At 57.4% G+C, this 15,848-nt stretch carries 11 protein-coding genes; 7 read left to right on the top strand and 4 right to left on the bottom strand.

Going from position 1 to position 15,848, the window contains the following annotated elements; translation table 11 throughout:
- Positions 1-6: 6 nt before the first annotated feature.
- The 4 genes from ACR3EG_RS02860 to ACR3EG_RS02845 form a co-directional block, all read right to left on the bottom strand.
- Positions 7-771, bottom strand: a complete 765-nt coding sequence (locus ACR3EG_RS02860; RefSeq protein WP_480482738.1) for an HAD-IIB family hydrolase — start codon at positions 769-771, stop codon at positions 7-9.
- A 134-nt stretch (positions 772-905) separates the two neighbouring features.
- On the bottom strand, positions 906-2,276 hold the full coding sequence (locus ACR3EG_RS02855) for an HlyD family type I secretion periplasmic adaptor subunit (RefSeq protein WP_480482736.1): 1,371 nt from the start codon (positions 2,274-2,276) through the stop codon (positions 906-908).
- Complete coding sequence (locus tag ACR3EG_RS02850) at positions 2,273-4,030, bottom strand: type I secretion system permease/ATPase (RefSeq protein WP_480482734.1); 1,758 nt, start codon at positions 4,028-4,030, stop codon at positions 2,273-2,275. Before ACR3EG_RS02850 ends, ACR3EG_RS02855 begins: the two co-directional genes overlap by 4 nt.
- Positions 4,031-4,091: 61 nt before the next feature.
- Positions 4,092-7,745, bottom strand: coding sequence for a beta strand repeat-containing protein (locus ACR3EG_RS02845; RefSeq protein ID WP_480482732.1), 3,654 nt, complete (start codon positions 7,743-7,745; stop codon positions 4,092-4,094).
- Between the two features lie 332 nt (positions 7,746-8,077).
- On the opposite strand from ACR3EG_RS02845, the gene ACR3EG_RS02840 reads away from it, so the two are divergent.
- The 7 genes from ACR3EG_RS02840 (at position 8,078) to ACR3EG_RS02810 (ending at position 15,846) form a co-directional block, all read left to right on the top strand.
- Positions 8,078-8,998 (top strand): LysR family transcriptional regulator, encoded by a 921-nt coding sequence (locus ACR3EG_RS02840; protein WP_480482730.1) that lies wholly within the window; start codon positions 8,078-8,080, stop codon positions 8,996-8,998.
- Positions 8,999-9,256: 258 nt separating this feature from the next.
- A complete protein-coding gene (locus ACR3EG_RS02835; RefSeq protein WP_480482728.1) occupies positions 9,257-10,840 on the top strand; it encodes an ABC transporter substrate-binding protein in 1,584 nt (527 codons plus the stop codon).
- Between the two features lie 67 nt (positions 10,841-10,907).
- A complete protein-coding gene (locus ACR3EG_RS02830) occupies positions 10,908-12,002 on the top strand; it encodes a M24 family metallopeptidase (protein WP_480482726.1) in 1,095 nt (364 codons plus the stop codon).
- Positions 12,002-13,009 carry an ABC transporter permease subunit gene (locus ACR3EG_RS02825; protein WP_170356522.1) on the top strand — a complete coding sequence of 336 codons (1,008 nt, stop codon included), beginning with the start codon at positions 12,002-12,004 and terminating at the stop codon, positions 13,007-13,009. Before ACR3EG_RS02830 ends, ACR3EG_RS02825 begins: the two co-directional genes overlap by 1 nt.
- Complete coding sequence (locus tag ACR3EG_RS02820) at positions 13,009-13,911, top strand: ABC transporter permease subunit (protein ID WP_480482724.1); 903 nt, start codon at positions 13,009-13,011, stop codon at positions 13,909-13,911. Before ACR3EG_RS02825 ends, ACR3EG_RS02820 begins: the two co-directional genes overlap by 1 nt.
- 4 nt (positions 13,912-13,915) lie before the next feature.
- The gene (locus ACR3EG_RS02815) at positions 13,916-14,893 is read left to right on the top strand and encodes an ABC transporter ATP-binding protein (protein WP_480482722.1); all 978 of its coding nucleotides are present in this window, start codon (positions 13,916-13,918) and stop codon (positions 14,891-14,893) included.
- Entirely contained in the window at positions 14,890-15,846 is a 957-nt protein-coding gene (locus tag ACR3EG_RS02810; RefSeq protein WP_209196205.1) for an ABC transporter ATP-binding protein, read from the top strand. The genes ACR3EG_RS02815 and ACR3EG_RS02810 overlap by 4 nt, the downstream gene beginning before the upstream one ends.
- Positions 15,847-15,848: the final 2 nt, after the last annotated feature.

Below are 15,848 nucleotides of genomic sequence, written 5' to 3'. Positions count from 1 at the left end.
CCGTTCTTATCGAAGGTCCGCCGTCAGGGTCAGGATCGCATCCGACCACCCTTGCGGTCCACTCTGTTGTGTTCTGAGAACCCGCGCTTCTACCGGCGCAGGGAAGGGTGGTATGTTGGGGCCGTGCGGATTGGCGACCACGACACCCTGATCTGCGGCCTGTATCATCTCGATATCATTGGGCGCATCACCCAGCGCAATCGTGCGGACAGGATGCAAATGCCGCACGACTTCACGCATCGCATCCGCTTTGGTCTGACCAAAGGAAATGGTCAGAAACCGCCCGCCTTTTCGAGCGTAAAGCCCATGAGCGCGAGCCGCCTCCAGAAATTCTGCGAGGTTCACATCAGAACCGGTCCAAACTCCGGGCTCGCTAAACTTTCGTTGACGCGCCAAGTTTGCTTGTCGGGAACTCAACCCGGTTTTCTGCGCAACCTCATCGATCGTCATATCGCCGAATCCGACAAATCCCTGGGGCAGCTTTTTCAGCAAGGCGCGCAAGCGTGGATAGTCATCCTTACCCTCATCGGGATCGCCCGGCCAAAGTATTCCAGCGCCGTTTTCCACAATCGCAGGCATATCCGCCTGTCCCATAGCGTCCCGTAGGGGGATGATTTCCTGCGCTGTCTTACTGCTGGCAAGAACCACACCGGCGCCTATCTCAGCAAGGCGTTTCAATCCCGGCTTGGCGGCAGACCAACTATAGTTGCTGTGGTCCAGTAACGTCCCATCCAAATCAGAAAACACCAGTATAGGCAGCGGGCGTTTCATCTCGGGCTTAAGTCAATTCGTTGTATCATCCCCTGAAACGGTAAAATCCCGCTTTGTAGGATGTAAATCCATTCTGTCGAAATTCCGGTCAATTGAGTTGCCCGCGCCCAAAAATTAGGCGCGGGCGATCTGGCTTACTCGATAAATGTCTTCGCAAGACGGTCACTGATAGGTTGAGCCAGATAGGTGAACACTGCTCGTTCGCCTGTGTTCACAAACAGATCGGCGGGCATTCCCGGCACGAGGTCCAGCGCCGTTACTGCGATGGGCTGCTGCGCGTCGAGTTTGACCCGCGCCTTGTAGTACGCCTCGCCGGTGCGGTCGTCCTCCAGTGCGTCAGCCGAGATATCAAAGATCTCGCCACTGGCCTCCGGCACATCGGCTTGGGCAAAGGCGGACAGACGGATACGAGTGGTCTGACCGATATAGAGCTTGTCGATATCACCCGTTTTTATCCGTGCTTCTACGATCAGGTTCTGATCCGCCGGAACGATGTCCATGATGGGTTCACCCGGACGGATTACGCCGCCATTGGTGGACACCGCAAGGTTTACGACCCGACCACTGGTTGGGGCGAGAACTTGAGTACGTTGCAACCGCGCCAGCGTTCCCGCGAACTGAGGCCGAACCAGATCAAGCTGCGCCTCAACCACGGCCAGCTCTCCGGCGATCACCTCATCACGCAGCTTCTTTTGACTCAGCAGGGTCAATTCCAGTTCCTGCATTTGGTCTTCGGCCTGCGCGATCTGGGTCCGTAACGATGCATCTGCGCCGTTTAGACGCTCAAGCTCGATCTGGCGTGCACTGACGCGCGTGACCGCGACCAAGCCCTTGTCCAATAGCTTTTGCAGGTTCGCCAACTCGACATTGGTAATGTCGATCTGATTCTTTGTACTGCGACGCTGTTCCTCAAGCCCTGCAATCTGGTTACGCAGAGCCGCGATACGCTGAGCATTGATCTGCGCCTCGGTCCGACGAGCCCGCGCTTCGGCGTCGAATAATTGTTTTTGTGTCAGATAAGGCGAGACCCAGTGCAAGCGATCCATACCGTCCCGATAACCTGACATCGCAGTGGCTTCGTCGAATTGCTCCTGCCCGCTCATTTGCGCCAGTAGGCGCGCACGGCGAACAGACAGCTCACCCAACTGGCTACCTTGCACGCTCAGTTCGACGTCGATCTCGGTGCTGTCTAACTGAACCAAAGGTTGGCCTTGCTGCACGAATTCCCCGTCTGCCACAAGGATCGAGCGGATGATGCCGCCGTCCAGATGCTCGACCGTTTTGCGATCGCCTTCGACCACGAATGAGGCAGGGGCAACCACAGCACCATCCAGCTTGGACACGACCGCCCAATAGGCGCTGCCGCCGACGAAAACCGCCAGCGTGAACAGGCCGAAAAGAACATAGCGCCCGATGCCCGCCGAGGTTTCATTGATCTCTTTCAGCTGTGCCTCGTGAAAGGACACGGCGGTGTTGGATTTGGAATACTTCACCAGCTCGGTCATTGGGCTGCTCCGCTGATCTGAGTTTCACTTGATGGGTGGGCAACCGGCTTAACCACGCCCGATTGCGTCGGGGTGTTCAAAACGTTGCGGCGGTTGACCTTCATGACATCGTCTTTTTCGCCGAACTGGGTCTGGTTCCCATTGCGCAGCACCATGACCTTGTTTGCCGCCTGCAGTGTTGCCGGACGGTGGGTCATGACGATCGCGATGGCACCACGCGCTTGAGCCGCCAACAGCGCATCGCGCAGAGCCTGCTCACCATCGGCATCAAGGTCCGAGTTGGGCTCATCCAGCACAAGAACGAACGGATCACCGTATAAGGCGCGGGCCAGAGCAAGACGCTGACGTTGCCCGCCTGACAGGAAAAACCCTTGACCGATGCGTGTTTCATAACCTTCCGGCAAGCTGCTGATCATCTCGTGGACCCCGGCCTCGCGCGCCGCGCGCAGCACTTCGGCATCGTCTATCGCGGTGGAAAAACGCCCGATGTTTTCACGGATGGTCCCGTCGAACAGCTCAACATCCTGCGGCAAGTAACCGATCTGTTTGCCCAAATCCTCGCCGTTCCATTTCGACATTGGGCTTCCATCCAGCAAGACCTCTCCGCGTTGAGGAAACCAGATACCGGCAAGCATTTTACCCAGGGTGGTTTTGCCAGATCCGCTGTGGCCGATAATGGCCAGAACATCCCCGGCTTTAAGGCCGAAATCGATACTGCGGATGTTGGCATTAATAGCGCGCGGCGGGCCAGCCTGTGCGATCTTGACGTCCAGGGTCTTGAAGGCTCGGGGCAGGTTCAGGTTCGGCGGCGCATCCGCGTAATCTTCGGTCAACTGCTTAAGCTTGGAATACGACCCGCGCGCAGCCAGGAAGGTGCGCCACTGGCCGATCAGTTGGTCAATGGGCGACAGCGCTCGGGCCAGAACAATAGTTGCGGCGATCATGACACCTGCGGTCGACTCGCCTGTAATCGCCAACGCGGCACCTAAACCCAAGATGGCCGATTGCAGACCCATCCGAACGGTCTTGGACACCACCGAAAAGCTTGCTACACGATCCGCTGCGCTTGTTTTGTAACGGTGCGCGTCCGATTGCAAAGCAGTCCAGCGGCGAACCAAATCGCCCTTCATTCCCAGCGCATGAACCAGTTCCGCATTCCGGTCGCTTGTGTCGAACAGCGCGTCCGAGCGACCTCGGGCCTGCGAGGCTTGCTCCATCGGACCACGCGCACGGGCGTTGTTGATCAGCGCCATGATGGTCAGGGTAACTGCTCCGACCAGACCCAGCAGGCCCAGAAGCGGATGCAAGATGTACAAGACCATCAAGTAGATCGGGATCCACGGAGCATCGAAAAAGGCCGTTAAGGTGGTGCCCGAAATAAACTCACGAAATCCGTTGACGTCTTCGACCAGGTTTTCTCCGCTGGAGGTATCGCCCTGAACCCGACGACGCATGGCTGCGTTAAGAACCGGTGCGCCAACGCTTAATTCAAAACGGGCCGCCAAACGTCCCAGAATGCGCATCCGCATCAGATCAAGGCACGCAATCACGACGAATACACCCGCCAGCAGCACGGAGAGTGCGATCAGGGTGTCGGCATTTTGGCTTGTCAGAACGCGGTCATAGACCTGAAGCATGTAAAGTGGCCCGGCCAGCATAAGCAGGTTCAGGAACAGGCTGAAGAAGGCGACAGCGACAAAGCCTTTGCGCAGTGACCCCCAGGCAGTTTTGACGGGATTGGCTTGCTTGAACATTTCCTTGACCCTTTCCGGTTTGAAAAACGGGGCAGCACGTAGCCGCCCCGCTGTTGGTCAGTTACGCGACAAAGTCGTCGTCGTTCAGGTCGGCACTGTTGATACCGACAAGGCGGACCGAGCCTTCATTGCCGAAGGTGATCACAGCATCATCACCATCCTGAGCAACTCCTACGCTGCCGCTAAAGTCGGGCCCAAAGTCTCCGAACTGAAGCTGATCCAGACCGACTTCAAAGTCCTGAATGACGTCGTTGCCGAAGTTGCCCTCAAAGACGAAAGTGTCATTACCAGCGCCGCCGATCAGAATGTCGTCGCCACCCTCACCGTTCAGGACGTCATCGCCAGCCTGCCCATTCAGAGTGTTGGACCCCGAATTGCCTGACAGGATGTCATTGCCACCATTCGGGCTGCCCGCATTGTTCGACCCGTTGATGTTTTCGAAGCCGAACACCTGATCCAGGATTGCACCATCGGGTGCATTGACCTGTGCAACGCCGTTGCCTTCTTCATCCAGATCCAGAACAACGCCCGGCCCTGCAGTGAACAGCGCGGTGTCGACCCCTTCGCCACCGATGATCACGTCGGCACCTCCGAAGGAATGGATCGCGTCATTGCCGGCACCGCCATCGAGGATGTTGAACTCATTATTTCCAAGGATCAGGTCATCCCCGTCCGAGCCTACAACGTTTTCGAAATCGTCAATTTCAGCGACAATCTGACCGTTCTGGATGATGGCGCCATCCTGCGGGCCTTCGTCACCATTTCCAGCCGCATTCGGCGCAGGACCGCTCAAGTCCAGATCAACGGTTACACCGTCAAAACCTGAGACGTCGATCGTGTCGCTGTCATCCGAGCCGACAACCCGCTCGATCGAGCGCAGGATGTCCACTTCGATCTGGTTGTCGATGACGTCCTCGCCGATGACACCTATGCCACCAGTGGCTTCGGTATCCAGCGTTGCACCGGCATCTACCAGCGTGTCCTGCACGACCGGGCCGTTCTGGCCAGCAGGCGCATTGTGAAGATGGATGGCCGAGACAACACCCGGGATCGGCGTCAACAGATCAGCTTCGTTCAGGCCGGTCACGGTCAGCTCGCTGGAATAGGTGACTTCACCGGTTTCCAGGTTCTGAGTGATGACAGCAGTGGCCTGTCCGGTTGCTTCACTGTCAGAGGTCGGTCCGGGCTCTTGCGAAGCATCCAGCCCACCGCTGAGGGTGATGGTGCGGATGCCATGCTCGGTCACATCGCTGTCTACCAACAGTTGGCCGCGAATTTCACCCGCCGGGAAGTCCGATGTGTGGATGTTGTAGTACAGGTTGCCCTGAACAGCTTGCTCCACAAATTCAGCTCCGTTGGCTATGGAGGAGCCAAACTGATCAGGTGCCGAAACAACCGCGTCAGTGACGGTGACTGTAAAGCCGGTATCACGTGTGGCCGTCCCGTTGCCGTTCGCATCCAGGCTAACTTCGACTGCAACATCCAAATCCGAGAAATCGGCCGTGTCGATGCCTTCGCCACCGTCAATGAAATCATTGCCCAGACCGCCGGTCAGAACATTGTCTGCATCGCCTGCAATCAGGATGTCATTTCCTGCGCCACCAACAATGTCGCCATTGGTTGTTCCCAGGTCGACAAAGACATCATCCCCATCGCTCAGCAGAACGTTGCCATTGATAACGCCCTCGTCGTCGTTGACGATGGTCACAAAGCCAGCGTCCGACGCATCGATCGCGTTGACCGTACCGCGGATTTCACCTTCGTTCAGAACCGCACCAAGCAGGTTGAGACCGCCATCAACGCGCAGACCAGCCGCTGCATCCGAGTCTTCGGAACCGGCAATCAGGCCTTCGTTGACCACGACACCTGCGAATGAGGCGTCATCCTGGCTGGTGAACAAGCGCAGACCGTCACCGACCTGATTGCCTTCGACAGCGTCGCCACGACCTTGGAAAACACCTTCGTTCAGGATCGAAGCGGAAACAACATCGCCCGACACATCACCGGTTTGCAGCGAAACGGCGGAGCCATTGTTGCCTTCGCCCGCGTCGACCAGACCAGTGTTGGTAAAGCTGTAGTTGTCAGCTGTTCCATCCGCATAAACGGTGCCGTTGCGTTGATTGCCGGTGCCCAGAATGTCACCTTCATTGACAACGTCCAGACCAGTTCCGTCGATGTTCAGCGCACGGCTATCCGAAGTCACGGTACCCCGGTTAACAAATGAACCGCCTGTGTGGTCACCCGTACCGAAGTAGACGCCGTTCTGTCCGCCTGCGAACACGCCAGTTTCTTCGTTGATCAACTGACCACGAAAGTTGACATTGTTCACGGCGCGGAATGCACCGACCGTTCCGTTGGCACCTTCGGACGAGACCGTACCGGTGTTTGTGATGGTGCCGTCGAACCGAGCTGTGCCAAAGCCACCGCCTTCCTGGCGGACACCCTCCAGACGGATACCGTCACCAGCGGTGCCCAAAGCTGCACCTGCATTGCCCCGACCCGCGATCGTGCCGTCGTTGGTGATCGAAACATCGCCATTCCCTTCGCCGGCAAGTGACAACGAAACGCCCGCGCCATCATTGTGTTCGCCCGCGTCAATAGTACCCGATGCAAGGTTTTGGATCGAATAGTCGCGTGCAGTGTCATCAGCGTAGACTGCACCATTGCGCTGATCTCCGGTGCCCAGAATGTCGCCACCATTGATCAGATCAACACCGGAACCATCGATGTTCACAGCGCGGCTGCCGGACTGGATGGTTCCAAAGTTCAGAACGTCCAGATCATGTTCGCCATCTCCGATGTACAGACCGTTGCGCGGCCCTTCGATCACACCGGTCGAGGTGTTCAGGATCTCACCTTCAGTATTTGCGCCATCAGCGATGCGCAGACCCGCCGCCGTACCCTGATCGCTTTCGGTCGAGATGACCCCGCTGTTAACGATCTCGGTTTCCAGGATGGCGCCCTCGGCACCGTCATCGATGCGCACGCCGTCGCCGGCCAGCGACGTGTTTGAAGCCGCCTGACCACGACCTTGGATTGTTGCACCAAACCCATTGAAGATATCGGTTTCGACACGGTCGCCGATTTCATCTCCGACCTGCAGAGAAACCCCTGCACCTTGGTTGCCTTCGCCTGCGTCAATCGTACCGCCCGAAAAGTTCGAGATCGAAATGTCTTCCGCAGTTGAATTGGTGTAAATCGTTCCGTTGCGCTGATCACCTGTACCGATGATGTCACCAAAGTTACGAACATCGATACCTTGACCCTGGATGTCGACAGCGCGACTGTCAGAACTGATCACACCGCCGCGGAAGTTATCCAGACTGCCCGAGCTTTCAGCCCCCGCAAACTGAACGCCGTTAAACTCGCCTACAATCTCGCCAAAGTTTCTGATCGATGCGCTTCCAGTGACCTGAACGCCTGTTGCAAGCGCATCTGGACCGTTATTGGCTTCGATCCGACCGGACCGAAAGTTAAAGATGTCCACGTCCTGACCTTGCGCCTGCACTCCAGCAACAGCGTTGTTTGTGATGATTTCGCCAAAGTTCAACAGGCGCGAAAAATCATTCGCCAGCACAAAAGCCGGGGTGTCATCCACCACAGTGCTCTGGAAAAAGTTGTTTATAAGGGTTTGACCATCGCGGGTGGTCTCTTGCGCCAGCGTGGACGATGTCAAGAGACGGGCGCGAAGACTGCTAAGAAGTTGGGACAGCATGGGATACTCCGTCAAGAATTGTTGCATTCTGCGGGCCGCCCGCTGCTTTGGGCGTTCCACGTATCCAATGGGTAGTCAGCCGCTTCGGCCAGCTAAAATTCATCCTTCGAATTAGGTGTATAACAAACGCGAATACTCACAAAACCTGCGAGGTTATAGTAATTGAAATCAATATGTTATCGTGTCGTTAATCACTTAGACCACCTATTCACTAGCATCTATTGACACTTATGTGTTTGAAAGTGATCGTTTCTTCATGCGCAACACTCACCGTCAGGGTATGAATCCGAAGGTGCATCAAGACGCGCGACTTGTATCAGTAGTTGGTGATCATGAATTTCAGAGACTTGGAATACGTTCTGGCCATCGCCAAATATGGGCAGTTCAGCCAGGCTGCGGCAGCTTGCAACGTCTCTCAGCCTGCGATGTCCAATCAGGTCAAGAAACTTGAACAAGAGTTGGGGGCCGAACTGTTTTTGCGCCTCAATAACGAGGTTCGACCGACACTGTGCGGTGTTCAAGTGTTGCGCATTGCCGAACGCATTCTGAACGATGCGCAAAAGATCCGCGATACGGCGACCCAGTTCCGCGACCCCGAGGCGGTTCCATACACGATCGGAATGACGCCGACTCTCGCGCCCTACCTGACACAGTATTTCTCAGATCTGTTTAGCGCATTGTTTCCCAATATGCGCGTGACGATGATCGAGGATTTGCCACAGAATATGTTGCGTATGGTCGAAGACCACACGTTGGATCTTGCTCTGGTTGCCAAGGTCAACAATTCCGAAGCGCTCGAGTTTACCTCGATCTGGTCCGAACCTCTGTTCTTGGCTGTTCGTGACGGTCACCCGCTAAGCACCTTGCCATCGATTGCCCCCGAGGACGTGCCCCGTCACGACTTCATCCGACTGCCGCATAGTTTCGGCTATGAGCTGGAAAACCGCTTGCCCAAAATCGACCCGGCAAATCGCGCCAGCAAGCGGTTCGACCTGAGCGCGCTGCGGTTCGAGACGATCTGTCGGCATATCTGCCATTCCGACGATTGCACAATCGTGTCGTCACTTGCAGCCGAGCAATTTAAACGCGACCGTTGGCCTTTGTGCTTTATCCCGTTTGACGCGCCGGGCAACCTGCGTGATCTGGGCGCGGCGACCCGTCCGGGCTGTCCAAGACGGCCGCTATTGGACCGGATCGGGGCCTTCATTCTGGAACAGCCTCCGGTCGGTGTAACCCCAACATTCCAGATGTGATCGCGGAAAGCCGGAAACTTGCGCTGTATCAAAGTCGGCGCGACTGATTCCCCTCAAAGCTAGGAACAGAACCGGGCAATCCCGCGACGGATGGCTGTCTTTGCGGGTACGTGTTCGCGGAATCGTTAACTTTGTTGACAATGGATTTTGTATTTTGGATACATTGACCAGTGATTTCGCGACGACAAGCGTTGCCAAAGAGTGTTCTGACAAAAAAGCGCTAAGCGAAAACCAAGCAATATTTACTGGGAGAAACTCATGAAACTTAAGTTTTTGGCCGCAACCGCAGCGATTGCGTTGTCCAGCGCTGCGGCACAGGCAAATACGTTGGTCTATTGCTCTGAAGGCTCGCCCGAAGGTTTTGACCCGGCGCTGTTCACCGCTGGCACCACCTTTGATGCGTCCTCGCACCCGATCTACAACCGCTTGCTGGAATTTGAGACCGGCACCACCAATGTGATCCCAGGCTTGGCCGAAAGCGTTGAGGCCAGCGATGACGGTCTGGAATATACGTTCAAGCTGCGTCAGGGCGTCAAATTCCACTCGAATGACGAATTCACCCCAACCCGTGACTTCAACGCCGATGACGTGATCTTCTCGTTCATGCGCCAGAAGGATGAAGGCCACCCCTACAACCAGGTGTCTGGCGGCACGTGGGAATATTTCCAGGGCATGGGTATGCCCGATCTGGTCGAGTCCATCGAAAAGATTGACGACTACACGGTGAAATTCACCCTGTCTAAACCCGAGGCGCCTTTTGTCGCCAACATGGCGATGGATTTTGCCTCGATCTTGTCGGCGGAATATGCCGACGCGATGATGGAAGCGGGTACACCTGAAAAACTGAACACCGCGCCTATCGGCACCGGCCCGTTCTCATTCGTGGCCTATCAGAAAGACGCCGTGATCCGCTATGCGCAGAACGCTGATTACTGGAAAGCACCAGCGGAAGTGAGCAACCTGATCTTTGCGATTACGCCTGATGCGTCGGTCCGTTATCAAAAGCTGAAGGCGGGTGAATGCCACATCATGCCTTATCCAAACCCCGCCGACATTCAGGCGATGCAGGATGACGCCGACATCAACATGATGGAGCAAGAAGGCCTGAACGTGGGCTATCTGGCTTACAACACCACGATGGAGCCGTTCGACAACCCGAAGGTTCGCAAAGCGCTGAACATGGCGATCGACAAGCAGGCGATCATTGACGTGGTGTTCCAGGGTTCAGGGCAAGCGGCCAAGAACCCGATTCCGCCGACCATGTGGGGTTATAACGAGGCCATCACCGACGATGCCTATGATCCCGAAGCGGCCAAGGCGATGCTGGAAGCCGAAGGCGTCAGCGATCTGTCGATGAAAGTCTGGGCGATGCCGGTTCAACGCCCCTATAACCCGAACGCCCGCCGCATGGCCGAGCTGATCCAGGCGGATTTCGCCAAGGTTGGTGTGGATGTCGAGATCGTCTCTTATGAATGGGGCGAGTACCTGTCACGCTCGAAAGAGCTGAACCGCGACGGTGCTGTTCTGCTGGGTTGGACCGGTGACAATGGCGACCCGGACAACTTCCTGGCCGTACTGCTGGGCTGTGACGGCCGCGAAGCCTCGAACCGTGCGCAATGGTGCCACGAGCCTTTCGAAGATTTGATCCTGAAGGCCAAGCAGACCACCGATCAGGCCGAGCGCACCAAGCTGTATGAAGAGGCGCAGGTCATCTTCAAAGAGCAAGCTCCATGGGCCACCATCGCACACTCGGTCGTCTACATGCCTATGAGCAACAAAGTGCAGGGCTATAAGGTCCACCCGCTGGGCGGCCACATCTTCTACGGCGTCAGCGTCGAATAAATCACCACTCACGGATCGGAGCCGCCCGCGTGGCGGCTCCGGTTTTCTTTTTTGGAGGTCGGCCCTCATGCCGGATTTGTCCGAGTACCGTCAACTGGCAAAGGACATGTCAGTCGATGCCGTGGCCCTTGTGCCCGGTCCCAATTTCACCCGCGCTTTGGGGAAACCCTTCATGAGCCACGAGCGGCCCTTTGTGGTTGTGATCCCGGCCCAAGGTAGTCCCGCCGCGATTGTCCCCAATCTGGAGCTTGGCACCTGGGCTTTGGTCGGCTTTGACGGTGCCGTGTTCGATTGGATGGACCAGACGGGCTATGACAGTGCTTTTGCGGCTTTGGCCGCGCACATGCCGCTGACATCGCTGGCAGTCGAAGGGCAGGTGATGCGGGTCTTTGTGTCGAAGGCTTTCACCAACGCGCTGCCCGATCTGCGCATTGTGGATGCCGAACGCGAAATCTCGGGCTTGCGGATTATAAAGACCGAAGATGACATCGCGGCTCTGCAAGCGGCAATTGATATCTCGGAACGCGCGCTGGAGCGTGTGATAGCCGATGTGCGCGTCGGACAGACGGAAAAACAGATCGAACAGGCGCTGATTCAGGCACTGTTCGCCGAGGGTGCGGCCTCGTTGGCGTTCGCACCAATTGTGGCAGCCGGAGACAACTCGGCCCAACCGCATGGCAAGGCGCGAGCGGATTATCAGATCAAACCCGGCGACGCGTTGTTGTTCGATTTTGGCGCGCGCAAACACGGCTTTGCCGCCGATATCACCCGTACGTTCTTTGTGGCCGAGGTCTCGGACGAGGGCAGGGATGTCTACGACACCGTCCTGCGTGCCAACCTCGAAGGGTTCAACGCCTGCCGCCCGGGCACTACTGCGCATGACATCGACGATGCCGTCACTCGCGTGCTTGAGGCATCGCCTTATACCGATCGTATCCGCACCAAAACCGGGCACGGGCTGGGCCGCGACGTACATGAAGCGCCCTATATCATGCGTGGAAATCATCAGGACATTCTGCCGGGTATGGTCTGGACCAATGAGCCGGGGCTTTATGACCTTGGAAACTTTGGTGTTCGCATCGAAGATGATGTACTGGTGACGCAGGATGGCTGCCGGTCACTGACCCGCTTTCCCAAAGATCTCACAATCATAGGTCGCTGATGTTTGGCTACTTCCTTTCGCGCCTTGGAATGTTCGTTCCGACATTTCTGGGCGTGACACTGATTTCCTTCATGTTCATCCGGGTGCTGCCCGGTGATCCCATCATCGTCATGGCCGGAGAACGCGGCATGACCGAGGAACGCTATCAGGAGATGGTGGTCAAGCTGGGCTTCGACAAACCGGTACTGCAGCAATACTGGGACTATCTGGTCGGCGTTATGCATGGCGATCTGGGCGAGAGCTTTGTCACCAAGAAACCGGTCTGGGATGAGTTCTTTGCCCTGTTCCCAGCCACGCTGGAACTGTCGATCTGTGCGATGATCTTTGCTGTGGCTCTGGGCTTGCCTGCCGGTGTGATTGCTGCCGTGAACAGAGGTAAGTTCTTTGACCGCGCGCTGATGTCCTCGGCTTTGGTTGGCTATTCGATGCCGATCTTCTGGTGGGCCCTGCTTCTGATCATCGTGTTCTCGGGCAATCTGGGCTGGACGCCGGTATCGGGGCGGATCGACCTGCTGTATTACTTCCCCAGCGTGACCGGTTTCATGCTGATCGACAGCTTGCTATCGGGGCAGGAGGGGGCGTTTACCTCAGCTGTGCGTCACCTGATCTTGCCGACCATCGTACTGGGCACCATCCCGTTGGCGGTGATCGCGCGCCAGACTCGCTCGGCCATGTTGGAAGTTTTGGGCGAGGATTACATTCGCACCGCCCGCGCCAAGGGTCTTGCGCCCACGCGGATCAACGGGCTGCATGCGCTGCGCAACGCTCTGATCCCGGTGATAACAGTGATCGGTCTGTCGGTCGGCACTCTGCTGGCCGGCGCGATCCTGACCGAGACAATCTTTAGCTGGCCGGGCATCGGCAAGTGGATGGTCGACAGTATTTTCCGCCGCGACTATCCGGTGGTGCAGGGCGGGCTGCTGATGATCGCCGTGATCGTGATGCTGGTGAACCTGCTGGTCGATGTTCTTTACGGCATCATCAACCCCAAAATCCGGAGACGGTGATGGCCGAGCTTTCCGCAACCACGCCCAAGACCGAGGACCGCCCAAGCGCTCTGCGCGAATTCTGGTTCTACTTCAGCGAAAACCGCGGCGCGGTGATCGGGTTGTATGTGTTCATGGCCTTCGTAGTCTGCGCGGCCTTTGCGCCTTTGCTGGCGCCCTATGACCCAACCGAGCAGTTCCGCGACCACATCCTGCAACCCCCCGCGTGGCAAGAGGGCGGCAGCTGGGCCTTCCCGCTGGGCACCGACCCGTTGGGTCGGGACATGCTGTCGCGGCTGATCATGGGATCACGCTATTCCTTCTTTGTGGGCATCGTTGTGGTCTGTGTGGCCGTGACAGGCGGCGTAATCATCGGGCTTCTGTCCGGATTTGCGCCAAAATGGGTCGATACGCTGATCATGCGGGTGATGGATATCATCCTGTCCTTCCCCTCGCTGCTGCTGGCGCTGGTGCTGGTGGCTATTCTTGGGCCGTCGCTGACCAATGCGATGATCGCCATCGCCATCGTTTTTCAGCCGCATTACGTGCGCCTGACCCGTGCCTCGGTTCTGTCTGAGCGGCAGAAAGACTATGTCACCTCGGCCCGTGTGGCGGGCGCGGGTAAGGCGCGGTTGATGTTCAAGACTGTGCTGCCCAACTGTTTGGCTCCGATCATTGTGCAGGCGGCGCTGTCATTCTCAACCGCTATTCTGGACGCCGCCGCGCTTGGATTTCTGGGGATGGGCGCGCAGCCTCCCACGCCGGAATGGGGCACCATGCTGGCCGAGGCGCGCGAGTTCATTCTGCGCGCCTGGTGGGTCGTCACGTTCCCCGGCCTTGCCATTCTGGTCACGGTGCTGGCGATCAACCTGATGGGCGACGGCCTGCGCGACGCGCTGGACCCGAAACTGAAGCGGAGCTGACGATATGAGCTTGCTGGATATCCGAAACCTCACTGTCGAATTCGCCACCGCCTCGGGTCAGTTCCGCGCCGTGGACGGGGTGGACCTCTCTGTCGACCGGGGCGAGTTGATGGCCATCGTGGGCGAAAGTGGCTCGGGCAAATCCGTGTCGATGTTGGCACTAATGGGCCTGTTGCCCTGGACAGCCACGATCACCGCCGACCAGCTGAGTTTCGAAGGCATCGACCTGACCAAAATTTCGGCTCGCGACCGGCGCAAGATCATCGGCAAGGACATCGCCATGATCTTTCAGGAACCGATGTCGTCGCTCAACCCCTGTTTCACTGTGGGGTTCCAGATCAAAGAAGCGCTGCGCATCCATCTGGGCCTGAACCGCAAGGATCGGCACCAACGTGCGATCGAGCTGTTTGATCAGGTCGGCATTCCCGCGCCGGAAAGCCGGTTGAATACCTTTCCGCACCAAATGTCAGGCGGGATGAACCAGCGGGTCATGATAGCCATGGCGATTGCCTGCAACCCCAAGCTACTGATCGCTGATGAGCCGACAACAGCGCTGGACGTCACCATTCAGGCGCAGATTCTGGACCTTCTGGTGCGGCTGCGCGATGAACAGGGGATGGGTCTGGTGCTGATCACCCACGATATGGGCGTGGTGGCCGAAACCGCCGAACGCGTGCAGGTACAATACGCTGGTCAAAAGGTTGAAGAACAGCCCGTCAAAGACCTGTTTCGCACCCCGCGCCACCCCTATACCTCGGCGTTGCTAAGCGCACTGCCGGAACGGGCAACTTCGAAAATGCTGCCAACCATCCCCGGTGTCGTTCCCGGCCAGTTTGACCGACCAAAGGGGTGCCTATTCAGCCCGAGGTGCAGGTTTGCGGATAACACCTGCCAATCCATCCCCCCCACACCACATAGTGAATCATTCGGCAAAGCCCGGTGTCACCATGTCGAAAGAATTGCAGCCGGAGAAATCGCATGACGGCCCCTATCGTTCAGGCAACTGCGTTGGCTCGGCACTACGAAGTCCGAGGTGGACTGTTGTCGAAATCCGCAACGGTCAAAGCCCTGTCCGGAGTAGATTTTGAACTGAAACCTGGCAAGACACTTGCCATCGTCGGAGAATCCGGCTGCGGCAAGTCCACATTGGCACGTGTCGTCACTATGATCGAAGAACCGACGTCCGGAACACTTACAATAGACGGCACTGATGTCACCCCATCGAAATGGGCCGAAATGCGTGAGACCGTTCAGATCGTATTCCAGGATCCGTATGGCTCGCTCAACCCCCGGCAACGGATCGGGCAGATTCTACAGGAGCCGCTGACCATCAACCGCCCCAACATGTCCGCCTCCGACCGCGAGGCGCGGGCGCGCGAGATGCTTAACCTTGTCGGCCTGCGTCCCGAACACTACGACCGTTATCCGCATATGTTCTCGGGCGGTCAGCGCCAGCGGATCGCCATTGCTCGCGCTCTAATGTTGAACCCTAAAGTGTTGGTCCTGGACGAACCGGTCTCGGCATTGGATGTATCGATCCAGTCCCAAATCCTGAACCTGCTGGTCGAGTTGCAGGAACGCCTGAACCTTGCCTATCTGTTCATCTCGCATGACCTGTCGGTAGTTAAACACTTCGCCGATGATGTGATCGTTATGTATCTGGGCCGCGCGGTCGAGCACGCCACGAAAGACCAACTGTTCGCCGCCCCCCGTCATCCCTATTCCAAGGCGCTGTTATCGACCACGCCGCGCGCGGACCCTGAGGCGCGCAAGGAACGGATCAAGCTGGAGGGCGAGTTGCCCTCACCCATGAACATCCCCTTGGGCTGCGCCTTCGCGCAACGCTGCTGGCTTGCAACCGATGAATGCCGCGCCGCACCACCAGGTCTGAGTGGTGAGTCGCATCAGGTGGCTTGCCTACACCCGCTGGATTGATT

The sequence above is a fragment of the Ruegeria sp. AM7 genome, assembly GCF_056535965.1.
The sequence above is the reverse complement of the archived record's forward strand: the minus strand, read 5'-3'. Positions and strand labels throughout refer to the sequence as shown.